Source organism: Bradyrhizobium sp. UNPA324 (assembly GCF_006658635.1).
Classification (GTDB): Bacteria; Pseudomonadota; Alphaproteobacteria; order Rhizobiales; family Xanthobacteraceae; genus Bradyrhizobium; species Bradyrhizobium nanningense.
The window spans coordinates 4,119,156-4,135,403 of record NZ_LFJD01000004.1; the positions used below are offsets into that span (position 1 = coordinate 4,119,156).

Annotated in this window: 13 protein-coding genes; 4 read left to right on the forward strand and 9 right to left on the reverse strand. The window is 65.1% G+C overall.

Annotated elements, in window-relative coordinates; genetic code table 11:
- Nucleotides 1-176 precede the first annotated feature (176 nt).
- The 3 genes from ispG to UNPA324_RS19840 are packed head-to-tail and all read right to left on the reverse strand — an operon-like array spanning nucleotide 177 to nucleotide 2,957.
- Nucleotides 177-1,460, reverse strand: coding sequence for a flavodoxin-dependent (E)-4-hydroxy-3-methylbut-2-enyl-diphosphate synthase (gene ispG, locus UNPA324_RS19830; protein WP_128922804.1), 1,284 nt, complete (start codon nucleotides 1,458-1,460; stop codon nucleotides 177-179).
- 12 nt (nucleotides 1,461-1,472) lie between these two features.
- On the reverse strand, nucleotides 1,473-2,426 hold the full coding sequence (locus UNPA324_RS19835) for a DMT family transporter (protein WP_128922803.1): 954 nt from the start codon (nucleotides 2,424-2,426) through the stop codon (nucleotides 1,473-1,475).
- A 36-nt stretch (nucleotides 2,427-2,462) separates the two neighbouring features.
- Entirely contained in the window at nucleotides 2,463-2,957 is a 495-nt protein-coding gene (locus UNPA324_RS19840) for a Fur family transcriptional regulator (protein ID WP_128922802.1), read from the reverse strand.
- Nucleotides 2,958-3,114: 157 nt separating this feature from the next.
- On the opposite strand from UNPA324_RS19840, the gene UNPA324_RS19845 reads away from it, so the two are divergent.
- Genes UNPA324_RS19845 through UNPA324_RS19855 form a run of 3 tightly spaced genes read left to right on the forward strand, consistent with a single transcriptional unit; the run spans nucleotide 3,115 to nucleotide 6,333 of the window.
- Complete coding sequence (locus UNPA324_RS19845) at nucleotides 3,115-3,597, forward strand: MarR family winged helix-turn-helix transcriptional regulator (protein ID WP_128922801.1); 483 nt, start codon at nucleotides 3,115-3,117, stop codon at nucleotides 3,595-3,597.
- Nucleotides 3,590-4,753: an HlyD family secretion protein gene (locus tag UNPA324_RS19850; protein ID WP_141935542.1), complete on the forward strand. Its 1,164-nt coding sequence runs from the start codon at nucleotides 3,590-3,592 to the stop codon at nucleotides 4,751-4,753. The genes UNPA324_RS19845 and UNPA324_RS19850 overlap by 8 nt, the downstream gene beginning before the upstream one ends.
- Before the next feature lie 23 nt (nucleotides 4,754-4,776).
- On the forward strand, nucleotides 4,777-6,333 hold the full coding sequence (locus UNPA324_RS19855) for an MDR family MFS transporter (RefSeq protein WP_141935546.1): 1,557 nt from the start codon (nucleotides 4,777-4,779) through the stop codon (nucleotides 6,331-6,333).
- Between the two features lie 187 nt (nucleotides 6,334-6,520).
- Here UNPA324_RS19855 and UNPA324_RS19860 read toward each other — a convergent pair whose 3' ends face one another.
- The 6 genes from UNPA324_RS19860 to pcaF form a co-directional block, all read right to left on the reverse strand.
- Entirely contained in the window at nucleotides 6,521-7,609 is a 1,089-nt protein-coding gene (locus UNPA324_RS19860) for a phosphotransferase (RefSeq protein ID WP_141935548.1), read from the reverse strand.
- A gap of 48 nt (nucleotides 7,610-7,657) precedes the next feature.
- Nucleotides 7,658-9,346, reverse strand: coding sequence for a methyl-accepting chemotaxis protein (locus UNPA324_RS19865; protein ID WP_128922797.1), 1,689 nt, complete (start codon nucleotides 9,344-9,346; stop codon nucleotides 7,658-7,660).
- Nucleotides 9,347-9,574: 228 nt separating this feature from the next.
- Entirely contained in the window at nucleotides 9,575-10,177 is a 603-nt protein-coding gene (gene pcaG, locus UNPA324_RS19870; RefSeq protein ID WP_128922796.1) for a protocatechuate 3,4-dioxygenase subunit alpha, read from the reverse strand.
- Complete coding sequence (pcaH, locus tag UNPA324_RS19875) at nucleotides 10,178-10,879, reverse strand: protocatechuate 3,4-dioxygenase subunit beta (protein ID WP_141935549.1); 702 nt, start codon at nucleotides 10,877-10,879, stop codon at nucleotides 10,178-10,180.
- A gap of 124 nt (nucleotides 10,880-11,003) precedes the next feature.
- On the reverse strand, nucleotides 11,004-11,897 hold the full coding sequence (locus UNPA324_RS19880; protein ID WP_128922794.1) for a dioxygenase family protein: 894 nt from the start codon (nucleotides 11,895-11,897) through the stop codon (nucleotides 11,004-11,006).
- A gap of 117 nt (nucleotides 11,898-12,014) precedes the next feature.
- Nucleotides 12,015-13,223, reverse strand: coding sequence for a 3-oxoadipyl-CoA thiolase (gene pcaF, locus UNPA324_RS19885; RefSeq protein ID WP_141935551.1), 1,209 nt, complete (start codon nucleotides 13,221-13,223; stop codon nucleotides 12,015-12,017).
- Nucleotides 13,224-13,439: 216 nt separating this feature from the next.
- On the opposite strand from pcaF, the gene mutS reads away from it, so the two are divergent.
- Complete coding sequence (mutS, locus tag UNPA324_RS19890; protein ID WP_141935553.1) at nucleotides 13,440-16,178, forward strand: DNA mismatch repair protein MutS; 2,739 nt, start codon at nucleotides 13,440-13,442, stop codon at nucleotides 16,176-16,178.
- Nucleotides 16,179-16,248 lie beyond the last annotated feature (70 nt).

Sequence of the window (16,248 nt, forward strand, 5' to 3'; positions counted from 1 at the left end):
CGCAAACTCCCCTGTCGTCCCGGGCAAGCGTAAGCGCAGATCCGGGATCCATAACCACAGGGAGAGGTTTGACGCGAGATTGGTAACTCCGAGTCTTCGCCAAACCACTCCCTGTGGTTATGGGTCCCTGCGTTCGCAGGGACGACAGCGGAGTGTGGCGCGCGAACGGAGTGAAACTACTCCGCCGCCGTCACCGGCACCTTGGCGCCCTGGCCGTAGCGCTGCTCGATATAATCGATCACCAGCGCCTTGAAGTCGGCGGAGATGGTCGGGCCGCGCAGCGTGCGGAACTTCTTGCCGTCGACGAAGACAGGTGCGGCCGGCGCTTCGCCGGTGCCCGGCAGCGAGATGCCGATATTGGCGTGCTTGGATTCGCCGGGGCCGTTGACGATGCAGCCCATTACCGCGACGTTGAGCTCCTCGACACCGGGATATTTCGTCTTCCAATTGGGCATCTCGTCGCGGATGAAATCCTGGATCGAGCGCGCCAGTTCCTGGAACGTGGTCGACGTGGTGCGGCCGCAGCCGGGGCACGCGGCAACCAGCGGCACGAAGGTGCGGAAGCCCATGGTCTGCAGCAGTTCCTGGCCGACCTGCACTTCACGCGTCCGGTCGCCACCGGGCTCCGGCGTCAGCGAGATGCGGATAGTGTCGCCGATGCCCTGCTGCAAGAGGATGCCGAGCGCGGCCGAGGACGCCACGATGCCCTTCGAGCCCATGCCGGCTTCGGTCAGGCCGAGGTGGATGGCGTAATCGGAACGGCTGGCAAGATCCTGATAGACCGCGATCAGATCCTGCACCGCCGAGACTTTTGCGGAGAGGATGATGCGGTTCTTGGGCATGCCGAGCTCTTCGGCGCGCGCGGCCGAGAGCAGCGCGGACTGCACCATGGCCTCGCGCGTCACGGCGCGCACGTCGCGCGGATTGGCGGAGGCGGCGTTCTCGTCCATCAGCTTGGTCAAGAGCTCCTGGTCGAGCGAGCCCCAATTAGCGCCGATGCGCACCGGCTTGTTGTTCTTGTTCGCGATCTCGATGATGTCGGCGAACTGGGTGTCGCGCTTGTCCTTGAAGCCGACATTGCCGGGATTGATGCGGTACTTGGCGAGCGCTTCGGCGCAGGCCGGATAGGCCGCGAGCAGCTTGTGGCCGATATAGTGGAAGTCGCCGATCAGCGGCGTATTGATGCCGCGCTTGGCGAGACCATCGCGAATGTGCGGAACGGCGGCCGCGGCTTCCTCGCGGTCCACGGTGATGCGGACCATTTCGGAGCCGGCGCGCGCGAGCGCTGCGACCTGGGCAATGGTACCGTCGATGTCGGCGGTATCGGTGTTGGTCATCGACTGCACGACGATCGGCGCACCGCCGCCGACGGCGACGTCGCCGACCTTGACCTGGGTGGTATGATGGCGCGGTGCGGGTCCCGCGATGTCGGAATCGATGGTGGTTTCGGGCTTGTTCATGAGGTCCAAATATCAGGTTTTGGTGACGTTCAGCAATGCATCAGCTGGCGCCGCAGCCGTTTGGCTCGGACGGTTAACCAGAAAAAGCCCAGCAATTACAAGGAGAGCGGCTGCCCCGAACGCCAAGCTTAGGGTGTCGTGCATGATGAAATAGCTACCCACCACGCCAAACAAAGGGGTGATGAAGGTAAAAGCGGACAATTTGCTGGCCGAATAGGCCTTCACTAGCGCGAACCAAAGCGTGAACGTGGTTCCAACGACCCAGATCGCCTGGAACGCCATCAGGCCGAGCGACAGCGGCGCCGGCGTGTGCGTGATGGTCTCGCCGAACAGCCAGGCCGCCAGCCCCAGGATCGGGACCGAGGTGGCGACCTGATAGCCGAGCGCCTTCTCGGGCGCGGCAAACCGCAACCGCGTGCCCTTGGCAACCAGCGTCGTCGCCGCCCACAGCGCGGCGCCGCCGACGATCATGAGATCGCCGAGCAGGACATGCGAATCGACATTTGGCTGCGGCACGCCGATCGCAAGGGCGACGCCGGCAAAGCTGATGGCAAGGCCGAGCCATTGCGAGGCGCCAAGCCGCTCGCCGAGCACCTGGTAGGAGCCGAGCGCAACGAAGAACGGCGCGGTGTAGAGGAACACCACCGCGCGCGAGGCCGAGGTGAGGCGCAGACCCTGGAAAATCAGCACGAATTCGATGCCGAACATTAGCCCGGCGATCAGGCCCGGCTTCCACGTGTCGTCGTTCTCGAAGAATCTGACGCCGCGAAGCGTGCCGATGATGAACAGCACCGGCAGCGCGCCCGCCGAGCGGATCGTGGCCTGCAGCATCGGCGGGATGTCCGGCAGCACCAGCTTCACCGCGATCTGGTTGAATCCCCAGGTCAGGCACAGCATGAGCATCAGGGCGATGGCGCCGGCACTGAGGGGACGTGCGGCGAATGGATTGGCTTGCGGTGAGGACATGTCTTCCCAAGAAACCGGCTTTGCGCCGTTGTTGCTTTATGCAGCTTTCTGACAATGGGTGCAGACGCCCGTGATCTCCACCACGGACAATTTGGGAGCGAAGCCCGAGCTGCGTGCCGCGGCATTGAGATCCCCGGCGAATGACGCCGACGGGATCTCGCCGACCAGGCCGCAGCGCTCGCAGATCAGAAACGCCACCGCCGAGGTCGCGTCGTGGTCGTGGGCGGCACAGGCGAGGTAGGCGTTGCGGCTTTCGATGCGATGCACGAGACCGTTGGCCATCAGGAAATCGAGCGCGCGATAGACCGTGATCGGCGCCGGCCGCGACATCGATTTGGCGAGTTCGTCGATCACCTCATAGGCACCGAGCGGGCGGTGGCTGGAGAGCAGCGCTCCCAGCACCTGCCGTCGAATCAACGTGAATTTCTGCGCGCGCTGCTCGCAGACCTCCTCGGCATGCGCCAGCGCATCCGCGGTGCAGCGGCCGTGGTCGTGATCGGGCGCGGGAAATGCCGGCTTGGCGAGGGTCATGCACCGATAACCTTAGCATCCAGGCTGGGGAACCCAAAGCGCGACCATGCGACCGGCTGCCAGCCATGCTCACGCTGCGGGGCAGCCTCCTCTCAATTCGCCATGAAATAATCATAAGCTTGCTTATTATATGCCAAGCTTACTGGAGACCAAGCTCATGAGCCGCGGCTCTGTCGACCAGAACTTCCTGTTCACACTGGGCGAGCTCTACCGCCTCTTGCGCGTCTATGCGGACAAGGAGGCATCCCGCTTCGGCATCACCCGCGCGCAATGGGCGGTGTTGGCCAAGGTCGAGCGCAGCGAGGGCATGAAGCAGTCGGAACTCGCCGAATTGCTCGAGATGCAGCCGATCACGCTGACACGTCTGATCGACAAGCTCTGCGACAATGACTGGATCGAGCGCCGCAGCGATGCTTCGGACCGCCGCGTCAAGCGCCTCTATCTCAAGAAGGCCGGCCGCCACTTGCTGGGCCGGATGAGCGGATTGAAGTCCGAGCTGACGGCCAACGCTCTCGACGGCATCACGCCAGCGGACGCCCATCGCCTCCTCACCCAGCTCGAAACCATCAAGGAAAACGTGCGCACCGCGATCCAGACATCCGGCGCGGAGCAAGCACGTAAGGAGCAGCGCTATGGCTGACCAAGTCCTCAAGTTCCAGCCCGAGCAGAAGACCGACAGCGGCAAGCCGACCAAGAAGGCCGGCACAGATCCGCGCCGGCGCCTGCTGGCGGGCCTACGCCGCTATCGCCGCTTCCTGCTCCTGGTCGTGCTGCCTGTTATCGCCGCCATCAGCGGCCTCACGTTCTACCTGCATGGCGGCCGCTATGTCGGCACCGACGACGCCTATGTCGGCGCTCAGAAGGTGCTGGTGACGCCCGACATCTCCGGCAAGATTCTGAAGGTGGTCGTGAAGGAAGGCCAGTCGGTCAAGCGCGGCGACGAGCTGTTCGAGATCGACTCCGTTCCGTTCCGCTTGGCGGTGGAGGAGGCCAAGGCGCAGCTCGCGCAGGCGCGCACGACCTATGACAACCTGGTCGCCAACATCAAGATCTATGGCGACATGCTCGATCTGGCCCAGCAGGGCATCGATCTGAAGAAGCGGGACGTCGAGCGCAAGCAGGCGCTGGTGAAGAACAATTTCGGCTCGCAGCTCGATCTCGACAACGCCTCGAATGCACTGGTCACCGCCGGCGCGCAGGCGCAATACATCAAGCAGCAGCTCTCCAACGCCAAGACCCAGCTGCTCGGCGACACCGAACTGCCGCTGGAGCAATTCCCGCCCTACGCACAGGCGAAAGCCAAGCTGGACGATGCCCAGCGCAACCTCGATCACACCGTGCTGCGCGCGCCGATGGATGGCGTGGCAACGCAGGTCGAGCAGATCCAGCTCGGCCGTTTCGTCACGGCCGGTACGCCGGTATTTTCCATCATCGACGTCGCCCATCCCTGGGTCGACGCCAATCCGAAGGAGAGCGACCTCACTCACGTCACCGAGGGGCAGCCCGTCACGCTCGAGGTCGACGCGTTCCCGAACCACGTCTTCAAGGGCAGGATCGGCTCGCTCTCGCCCGGCACCGGCGCGCAATTCGCGATCCTGCCGCCGCAGAACGCCACCGGTAATTTCGTCAAGGTGGTGCAGCGCGTGCCGATCCGCATCTATTTCGACGAGACCGACAAATACGTACGGAAGCTGAAGGCCGGCATGAGCGTCTATGCCACCATCGACACCGGCCATCGGCGCTCGCTCGCCGGCCTGCTCGGCCTGTCGGCGACCGCGAGTCAGGACAAAGACTAAGACGAACAGGACAAGCTGATCCGATGTCCGGCCCCAATGCCAATCTGATGGTCCCCGGCCTGCGCCGGAACATGGTGACGATCTGCGCCATGACCGCGACCATCATGCAGGCCCTGGACACCACCATCGCCAACGTCGCCTTGCCCTACATGCAGGGCACGCTGTCGGCCTCACAGGATCAGATCAACTGGGTGCTGACCTCCTACATCGTCGCCGCCGCGATCATGACGGCGCCGGTGGGCTGGATCGCCAACCGCTTCGGCCGCAAGCGCATCTTCATCATCTGCTCGGCCGGCTTCACCATGGCCTCGGTGCTGTGCGGCCTTGCGCAGGACATCAACCAGATGGTGCTGTTCCGCCTGCTGCAAGGCGTGTTCGGCGCCGCTCTGGTGCCGCTGTCGCAATCGGTCATGCTCGACTATTACACGCTCCAGGAGCGTGCCAAGGCGATGTCGATCTGGGGCATGGGCGTGATGATGGGCCCGATCATGGGCCCCTCCCTCGGCGCCTGGCTGACCGAGACCTATTCCTGGCACTGGGTGTTCTTCGTCAACCTGCCGTTCGGCGTCATCACGGTGCTCGGGCTGATCGTCTTCATGGACGAGACCAGGAAGGACCTCAGCCTCAAATTCGACTGGTTCGGCTTCGCCGCGCTGGCGATCGCGATCGGCGCGCTTCAGCTTGCGCTCGACCGCGGCGAGCAATTGGGCTGGTTCGAGTCAGGCGAGATCGTCGCGGAATTCATCGTCTCGGCGGTGGCGTTCTACTTCTTCCTCGCGCACTCGTTCACGACCTCGACCCCGTTCATCCGCTTCGCGCTGTTTCGGGATCGCAACTTCGTCACCGGCTGCGTGTTCATGATCGTGATGGGGCTCGTGCTGTTCTCGACCATGGCGCTGGCCTCGCCCTACATGCAGAACGTGATCGGCTATCCCATCATCACCGCCGGCCTCTTGCTGGCGAGCCGCGGCTTCGGCACCTTCTTCGCCATGATGCTGGTCGGCCGCATGATGCGCTATTTCGAGGCGCGCACGCTGATCATCTCCGGCCTGACGCTGACCGCGGGCTCGCTGTTCCAGATGACCGGCTGGACCGATCTGACCCAGGTGCCGGAAATCGTCACCGTCAGCGTCATCCAGGGCTTCGGCTTCGGCCTGGTCTTCGTGCCGCTCTCGACCGTGGCGTTCCTGACGCTGTCGAACGATCTGCGCACCGACGGCACCGCGATGCTGACCCTGATGCGCAACGTCGCGAGCTCGGTCGGCATTTCCGTCGTCATCGCCGAGCTGACGCAGGGAACGCGGCGGACCTATGCGATCCTTTCCGAGCACGTCAATCCGTTCAACCACGCGCTGCAGATGCCCGACGTCAGAGGCCTGATCAACCTGTCCACCGACGCCGGACGCGCCATGGCGGACAGGATGGTCAGCGTGCAGGCGCAGATCATCGCCTTCGCGCATGACTATCAGCTGGTGATGCTCTTCATCCTCTGCACCATCCCGCTCGCTTTGCTGATCGGCTCGACCAAGGCCACGCTGCGCAAGCAGGCCGCGGGGCCGGAACATGCGGTGATGGAGTAGGCGCGATCGAGCTACGATCTCCGCCGTCGTCCCGGACAAGCGCAGCGAAGCGGAGCGCAGATCCGAGACCCATAACCACAGGGAGAGACTTGGCGAAGACTCGGAGTTACCAGTCTCGCGCCAAATTGCTGCTTGTGGTTATGGGTCCCCGCGTTCGCGGGGACGACACCGAATTTGCGGCGCGCCTCTACAACAATTCCTCGCACCCCAAATCATCCACCGCCGCAAACACCCGCTCCAGATTGTTCCACCACATCAGTGGCGGGAGGTTGATACTCCATTGCCAGACCGGCTTGGTGATGTGCCAGAGCACCGACCGGCGGTAGTCCTGGTCGAGTGCGCCGCGCGTATAACCGGCTACGCCGTGCGAGATCAGGGTCTCATGATAGCGGTTGAGCAGCTGGCGCTCGAGCGTCTGCCGACGCTCCGGATACCATTGCGTCGCCATCATGTAGGCGAGGTCGTGGGTCGGCACGTTGATACGCCACTGGTCGAAATCGAAAATGCGCACGGTGCCGGCAGTGTCAGCGCGCGGCAGCAGGAAATTCCAGGTATGAGCATCGCCGTGGGCAATAGAGAGATGCCGATGGTAATGATAGCGCTCGAGCAAACGATCCGACTGCTCGATGAACCGACGATAAAGGATACGTCGTTCTTCGCTCAGGCGGTCGCCAAGAAGATCGGCGAAACGATCGTAATGGCCAGCAAAGGTCTCCATCAACTTTGACGTATCAGCGGCGCTCATCCAGTCACCGACGGTCTCGCCGAGATCGGGATGGTCCCACCAGGCCGCATGCCAGCGCGCCAGTGTCGTGACGATCGCCATTGCCTGTTCGCGCGAGGGTGGCAGCGGCCATTGGGTTGCGATCTCATGACTATCGGTGAGATCTTCGAGCAGGAGATGCCAGACAAGGCTCTCCTCGTCGAAATGCCCGTCGAAGCAGCGCGGCGCCACACCCGGCGGCATTGTCGGCGCGAGCTGGGTATAGAAGGCCACTTCGTGCCGACCGGAATTGACCAATGTCTTGGCGTAGGTCGGCTGCGGCATCTTGAGGATGACGGAGTGCGGTGCCCCGGCGGATTCTCCGACATAGCGCAGCCCAAGGCGGATGACCTGCGACACCAAGGCTGGGTGCTGATGCAGCACCTTCACCTCACGGACCGCGCCGGCGTCCAGCACGCCGCCTCGGCGTAGCGCGGCTGTCAGTCGGGCGGGCTCAACGACCGCCGGCAGTTGTGGAGGTGTCATAGCCACGATGCCCCTGTCCCGGACCATACTGCACGATCACAACCATCGGCACCAGCGGCAGGCATCGCCCCAGGCTCAGGCTGCTGCGGTCGAATCGCGCACCGTCCGCACCACGACCGACCGCAGCTGTTCGAGATTAGCCGCCATGCCGGCGATCGCCTGCCTGACCTCCGCGGCGCGCTCGTTCACGGACGCGGCGTCGCGGCTGACATTGCCGATCTTGGCCGAGACCTCTTTCGCCGCGGACGCCGATTCTGAAATCGATCGCGTGATCTCCCGCGTCGCGGCGTCTTGCTCTTCCATCGCGGCGGCAACCGAGGTCGCTACGCCGTCGATCTCGACGATGTGCCCTCCCATCGTCTCGACGGCATCGACCGCAGCCTGCGTCGAGGCCTGGATCTCGGCAATCAGCCGCGCGATCTCCTCGGTGGATTTGGCGGTCTGATCCGACAGAGATTTCACCTCGGCGGCGACCACGGCGAAGCCGCGACCGGCCTCACCGGCGCGCGCTGCCTCGATCGTGGCGTTGAGCGCCAAGAGGTTGGTCTGGCCGGCGATGCCGCCGATGAGGTCGGTGACCTCGGCGATCTTCTTCACCGATCCGGCCAGCGCCTGGATGGTCGAGCGCGCCTGCTCGCGGCCGGCGACCGCCGATTTCGTGACCGTGCTGGTCCGCGCGACCTGGCTCGCGATCTCGCGGATCGAGGCGCTCAGCTCTTCAGCTGCGGCCGAGACGGTCTGCGAACTGCCGAGGGCCTGGGTGGAGGCTGCGGCAACGGCCTGCGACTGCGCGGAGAGCGAACTTGCGATCTCGGACAGGCTGGTGGCAGCCCGCTCGACGCCATGGCTCGCCGCGCTTGCCGTGTCGACCGACCGGCCGGTCTCGCGTTCGACGGTCTCGGCCATCTGGTGCAGGGCCGAGCGCTTGGCCAGCGCCGCCTCCTGCTCCTGCCGCAACTGTTCCTCGCGCAGGCGGGAATTCTCGACCGCCGCCTGCTTGAACACCTGGAGCGCCCCCGCCATCGAGCCGACCTCGTCCTGGCGGTGCGCGAACGGAATGTCGGCGGCGAGATCGCCGGTCGAAAGCTTCTGCATCGTTTCCGTCATGCGCACGATCGGGCGCACCACGCCGAGCGCGACGCCGAGCAATCCCGCGGCGATGAAGGTGAGGACGGCGGCAGAGACGCCCAGGAGGATCCAAAGCATCGCGCCGTCGCGGTCCGCGGCCAGCTTTTCCATGGCGGCATTCTGCTTGTTGGCGTTCTCGACGATGCTGTCGATCACGGCGCGATGCGCCGTGTAGGCGTCCTTGAGCGCGGCATAGGCGCGTTCGGACGCAGCCGCGTCCTTGGCCTTGAGGGCCGGCAGGAGCTGGTCGGACGCCTTCCAGAATTTCTGGACCTCGGCGTCGGATTTCGGCACCAGCGCCGTCTTCAGGTCGGCCGAGAGGCTGGAGGAGACCCAGAATGCCTTGCGCTCATCGTAGTCCTTGCGGAGCTGAACCAGCCGTTCGCCGTGGGCCGCCAGCTGATCCGGCTCGCGCATGGCCAGGGTCGCCTCGAGATAAGCCTCGATGACATATTCCGGCGGCGGCAGGATGTCCGCGATGAGGTCGTTGCCGAGCTTGATGTCGGAGTAGAGCGGACCGCCGACCTTGAGCTCTTTTAGGGCGTACAGACTGGTCGAAACCACCGCGGCAAAGCCGATGGCGAGAACGATGCCGAATGCAATGATCGCAGAGGATAAAGACAGACGAAATTTCATGAAACAATCCAGGGTGGAGTCGAAACTGGATCCACCCTAGACCAATGCGGTAAATACGGAATTGCTTCGCGCTGAAATTGCATCGGGCGAAACCCCGCATAACCACGGGAATTGGGCTCGAGCCAGCCGTATTTGAGTCAGCAACGCTGACGCACCAACGCAGGAAGAGACCGTGCGAGCCTGCATGAGACTGCGCGCCGAGGACCGGGCCGCCCGGCGCTCATGGCCTCAGATGTCGAAGAACACCGTCTCGTTGTCGCCCTGGAGCCGCAAGTCGAGCCGATAGACCGATTTGCCGGCCTCGCGCACCGCGATCAACGTGGCGCGGCGATCAGCGGGTACCAGCGACAGCACGGGGTCGGCTGAGTTGTCGGCCTCGTCGCTGAAATAGATGCGGGTGTAGAGATGCCGCAGCATGCCGCGGCCGAACACCGCGACGAGGATGTGCGGCGCCTGCGGCTTGCCGTCGGGATCCGGCACCGCGCCGGGTTTGATGGTCTCGAATGCGTAATTGCCGTCCTTGTCGGTGCCGCAACGGGCAAAGCCGCGGAAGCTCGCATTCGGCAGCGCACGCTTGTCCTGCGGGTCGGCAAAGCGGCCTTGCGCGTCCGCCTGCCAGATCTCCAGCATGCAATCCGGCACGGCGACGCCATCGCCATCGAACACGCGGCCTTCAATACGGACGCGATCACCCGTGACGTCGGGGGTCAGCGTCGAGTTGGTGAACGCGTCGTTCCAGGCGTACTCGCCGGTCGGCGTCAGGCCGTATTTGAAGAACGGACCGACGGTTTGCGATGGCGTGATCCCATTGGGCTTCCCAGACTCTTGCACTTAATGGTTCTCCATGGGGGTGGCGTTCTTGCCGCGCAGCACGATGTCAAAGCGGTAGCACAGCGCCCATTCGGGCTGGGTATTCTCGAGGTCGAATGACGAGACCATGCGCGCCCGCGCCTTCTCGTCCGGCACCGAGTTGAAGATCGGGTCGAACGGGAACAGCGGATCGGCCGGGAAGTACATCTGCGTCACGAGGCGCGTGACGAAGGAATGGCCGAACACCGACAGATGAATGTGCGCCGGCCGCCATGCATTGTGGTGATTGCCCCACGGATAGGCGCCGGGCTTGATCGTCACAAAGCGGTAATAGCCGGAGGCATCGCTCACAGTGCGGCCCGCGCCGGTGAAATTCGGATCGAGTGGCGCCGGATGCTGGTCGCGGACATGGACGTAACGCCCGCAGGAATTGGCCTGCCAGATCTCGACCAATGAGCTCGGCACGCCCCGGCCATCCTCGTCGCGCACATGGCCGTGGACGATGATGCGCTCTCCGAGCGGCTCGCCGCTGTGCTGGCGGGTGAGATCGTTGTCGCCCTCGCGCATGGTCTCGTGGCCGTAGACCGGGCCGGTGAGCTCCGACAGCGTATGACGCATCGGGATCAAGGGCTTGTTCGGCGCGCGCTTGATCGAGCTCTTGTAGTCGGGCGACAGCGGCAAAGGATGCGCCTTGTTGCTGTCGGTCGGATAGATGAATGTCATTGGCGAACTCCTCCCCGGCCATTGTGGTCCGGCCGGTCAACGTCCGCCAATCATTATAGGACATAACTAATTTGGGGAAGCAGGTTTAGCGGCCCGCCTGCGCGCCGGATTTGGTCCGAAGGCCCTATTTGATCGGCGGCCGCGGCAGCGTGGCCTCGCCGGCTTCGAGCCGATAGGTGTGATCGAGCGAATACCAGGGCGCGACGACGTCCGGCACTGCCGGATGCGGCGAGTCATGGCGCTGGAACTTGCCGATCAGCGCCCGTGTCACGCCGAACTGCACATCGCTGTCGATATGCGGATCGGCGGGGTCGTAGACCTGCGAGATCAGCGTCTTGAATCCGGGCTTGAAGATCAGGGCGTGCAGATGCGCGGGACGATAGGGATGCCGGCTCTGCGCCGCCAGCAAGCGGCCGACCACGCCATTGGTCGGGATCGGATAGCCGACCATCATCACCGAACGGAAGGAAAAGCGCCCATCCTGGTCGGTCGTGAACTTGCCACGCAGGTTCATGTCAGCCTGCTCAGGATCCTGGTTCTCGTAGAGGCCGACCGGGGAGGCGTGCCAGACATCGACCTCGGCGCCGGCAACGGGACGGCCATCCTGACCCACAACGCGGCCGCTGACGAACAGCGGCGCGCCCGGGGTCTCGGAGCGCACGATCGAGCCGCCGTTCTCGACCCGCGGCGAGTTCAGCCGCCAGAACGGCCCGAGCAGTGATTGATCGGTTTCCGTATTCCCCTGATCGCCATTGTTGAGCAGGCACACCAATGAGGAAACGCCGAGTGAGCCTGCCATCAGCACGGCTTCGTTGTGCGTGTCGGTCGAGAGCTTGCCGAGCTCGGCCACGATCGCGGTGGCGTCGCGAAACTCCTTCTCGGTCAGGCGGACGTCGCGAATGAAGGCATGCAGATGCTTGACCAGGGAGAGCATGATCTGGCGCATGCGCGGATCGGAGGTCTGCTCCATCACCGCCAGTGCCGCGGCCGTGACGTCCTGCTCGCGCTCGATGATCATGCCGCTAATTTCTCCCTGTCATTCCGGGGCAGCCCGACAGGGCTGAACCCGGAATCTCGAGATCCCGGACTCCGCCCTATCGGGCGGCTCCGGGATGACCGGACGCTAAGCGTCCGGTCAGTTCAGCTTCTCGATCGCAACGGCCACACCCTGGCCGACGCCGACGCACATGGTGGCGAGTGCGAGCTTGCCGCCGCGCTTTTCCATGCCGTGGACGGCGGTGAGCGCGAGGCGCGCGCCGCTCATGCCGAGGGGATGACCGAGCGCGATGGCGCCGCCATGCGGATTGACGAAATCGGCATCATCAGGCACGCCGAGCTGGCGCATGCAGGCGATGCCCTGGGACGCGAAGGCCTCGTTGAGCTCGATCAGGTCGAAATCGCTGATCTTCTTGCCGAGGCGCTCCATCAGCTTGCGGGTCGCGGGCACCGGACCGATGCCCATGATGCGCGGCGGCACGCCGGCCGAGGCAAGACCGAGGATGCGGGCGCGGGGCGTCAGGCCATGCTTCTTCACAGCCAGCTCCGAGGCCAGGATCATCGCGGCAGCGCCGTCATTGACGCCGGAGGCATTGCCGGCCGTCACGGTGCCGGGATTGCGCACGATCGGCTTCAGCTTGGCGAGGGCTTCCAGCGTCGTCTCGGGGCGCGGATGCTCGTCCTTGTCGACGGTGATAGGGCCGGCCTTGCCGCCGGGAATGGTGATCGGGGTGATTTCCTCGGCGAAATAGCCGGCGGCGATTGCCTTGCCGGCGCGCTGCTGCGAGCGGATGGCGAAGGCGTCCTGGTCGGCGCGCGAGACCTGGAATTCCTCGGCGACGTTCTCGCCGGTCTCCGGCATGGCGTCGACGCCATACTGCGCCTTCAGCAATGGATTGATGAAGCGCCAGCCGATCGTGGTGTCGAAGATCTCGGCCGAGCGCGAGAAGGCCTCCTGCGCCTTGCCCATCACGAACGGCGCCCGGGTCATCGACTCGACGCCGCCGGCGATGGCCAGCTCGATCTCGCCGGAGCGGATGGCCCTGCCGGCAGCACCGACCGCATCGAGGCCGGAGGCGCACAGGCGGTTCAGGGTCTGGCCGGGAACCGAATCCGGCAGGCCTGCGAGCAGGAGCGCCATGCGCGCCACGTTGCGGTTGTCCTCGCCGGCCTGGTTGGCGCAGCCGAGGAAGACTTCGTCTACCTGCGCCCAGTCGAGATTGGGGTGCTTGGCCATCAGGGCCTTGATCGGAGCGGCGGCGAGATCGTCGGCGCGCACCTTGGCGAGCGAGCCGCCGAAGCGGCCGATCGGGGTCCGCACGGCATCGCAAATAAAGACGTCACGCATCGTTGTTCTCCCTGAATGCCGCGGTTCGGCCCAAATTCTTCAATGTCGGCGGAGTTTTAGGAGGGCGCCCGCGGCAGGTCAATTGACCGATGCACGCGTGTTCCGAGGGGTCTGCACGCAGGCCACGCATGCCGCAATGCGGACAACGTGGAAAACCTCCCCTTCCCGGCCAAAGCGATAGGAGCAGGTGTCGAAATTTTGTAGGTTGCGCCGCCCATGACAGTGCAACAGCCGATACCCGTCCCGCCCCCCGACGAAGCGCCCGCAGCGCCGGCGGAAGCCGCCGCGCGCGTCACGCCGATGATGGAACAATACCTGGAGATCAAGGCGGCGCACCAGGGCCTCTTGCTGTTCTACCGGATGGGCGATTTCTACGAATTGTTCTTCGAGGACGCCGAAATCGCCTCCAAGACGCTCGGCATCGTCTTGACCAAGCGCGGCAAGCATCAGGGCGCCGACATCCCGATGTGCGGCGTGCCCGTCGAGCGCTCCGAGGACTATTTGCACCGCCTGATCTCGGCCGGTCACCGCGTCGCGGTCTGCGAGCAAACCGAGGATCCCGCCGCTGCGAAAGCGCGCGGCAACAAGAGCGTGGTCCGCCGCGGCGTGGTGCGGCTGGTGACGCCGGGCACGCTGACCGAGGACACGCTGCTCGATGCGCGTGCCAACAATTACCTGCTGGCGATCGCGCGTGCCCGCGCCTCCGGCGGCGGCGACCGTTTCGGCCTCGCCTGGATCGACATCTCGACCGCCGAATTCATGGTCACCGAATGCTCCAGCGGCGAGCTCGCCGCGACGCTGGCGCGCATCAATCCGAACGAGGCGATCGTCACCGACGCACTCTTCAACGACAGCGAGCTCGGACAGACCCTGCGCGAGCTGCCGGCCGTGACGCCGCTGACCCGCGACGTGTTCGATGGCGCCACCGCCGAAAAGCGGCTGTGCGACTATTTTGCGGTCGCGACCATGGACGGGCTGGCACAGCTCACGCGCCTCGAGGCCACCGCGGCGGCCGCCGCCGTCACCTATGTCGACCGCACCCAGGTCGGCAAGCATCCGCCGCTGTCGCCGCCCGCGCGCGAGGCTTCGGGCGCGACCATGGCGATCGATCCGGCCACCCGCGCCAATCTCGAGCTGACGCGAACGCTCGCGGGCGAACGCCGCGGCTCGCTGCTCGACGCGATCGACTGCACCGTGACGTCGGCGGGATCGCGCCTGCTGGCGCAGCGGTTGGCGGCACCGTTGACGGATGCGCCCGCAATTGCGCGGCGGCTCGATGCGGTCAGCACCTTCGTCGCCGATTCAGCCGCGCGCGAGGACATCCGCAGCATTTTGCGCGGCGCGCCCGACATGTCGCGGGCGCTGGCCCGTCTCTCGGTCGGTCGCGGCGGGCCGCGCGATCTCGCCGGCATCCGCGACGGCATCATCGCCGCCGACCAGGTGCTGACGCGGCTTTCCGAACTGGATCAACCGCCGCAGGAGATCGCAGCGGTGATGGCAGCGCTGCAAAGGCCGTCGCGCCAGCTGGCGGCGGAATTCGCCAGCGCACTCGACGAGCAGTTACCGCTGATCAAGCGTGACGGCGGCTTCGTTCGACAGGGCTATGAGCCTGCCCTCGACGAAGCGCGAAATCTGCGCGACGCCTCGCGTCTCGTGGTGGCCTCGATGCAGGCCCGCTACGCCGACGCGACCTCCGTCAAGGGCCTCAAGATCCGCCACAACAACGTGCTCGGCTATTTCGTCGAGGTCACCGCGCAGCACGGCGACAAGCTGATGTCGGCCCCGTTGAACGCGACCTTCATCCATCGCCAGACGCTGGTGGGGCAGGTGCGCTTCACCACCTCGGAACTGGGCGAGATCGAGGCCAAGATCGCCAATGCCGGCGACCGCGCCCTTGGACTGGAGCTCGAGATTTTCGAGCGGCTGTCAGCGAAGGCCATGGCGATCAGCGACGACCTGCGCGCCGCCGCCCACGCTTTTGCCTTGCTCGACGTCGCAACATCGCTGGCGAAACTCGCGGTCGACGATAATTACGTGCGACCGGAGGTGGACGACTCCCTCGGCTTTGCGATCGAAGCCGGCCGCCATCCCGTGGTCGAGCAGGCCCTGAAGCGCAATGGCGAACCGTTCATCGCCAATGCCTGCGATCTCTCGCCGGCTCCTGGTCAAAAATCCGGCCAGCTCTGGCTGCTCACCGGTCCCAACATGGCCGGCAAATCGACTTTCCTGCGTCAGAACGCGCTGATTGCGCTGCTCGCCCAGATCGGCAGCTTCGTGCCGGCCACGCGGGCGCGGATCGGCATCGTCGACCGGCTGTTCTCGCGCGTCGGCGCCGCCGACGATCTCGCGCGCGGCCGTTCCACCTTCATGGTGGAGATGGTCGAGACCGCGGCAATCCTGAACCAGGCCGGCGAGCGCTCGCTCGTGATCCTGGATGAGATCGGCCGCGGCACCGCGACCTTCGACGGACTCTCGATCGCCTGGGCCGCGATCGAGCATCTGCATGAGAGTAACCGTTGCCGCACCCTGTTCGCCACGCATTATCACGAGCTGACCGCGCTCTCGGCCAAGCTGCCGCGGATGTTCAATGCCACCGTGCGGGTGAAGGAGTGGCAGGGCAATGTCGTGTTCCTGCACGAGGTGCTGCCGGGCTCGGCCGACCGCTCCTACGGCATCCAGGTGGCCAAACTCGCCGGCCTGCCGCCCGCGGTGATCACGCGCGCGAAATCGGTGCTCTCCAAGCTGGAGGCGCAGGACCGCGGCCAGACCGCGCGCGCGCTGGTGGACGATCTGCCGCTGTTCGCCGTGCCCTCGCGTGCCGCGGCGGAAGCCGCCCCGCCGAGCGAAGCCGAACTGCTGATGGAGGCCGTGAAGGCGCTGCATCCGGACGAGATGTCGCCGCGCGAGGCGCTCGATGCGCTGTATGCATTGAAGGCCAAGCTGCCGAAGCAGTGACGGTGCCGTAGCCCGGATGAGCGAAGCGACATGCGGGCTACGACGGTGTCTGCGCCGAAAGAGAAACGCC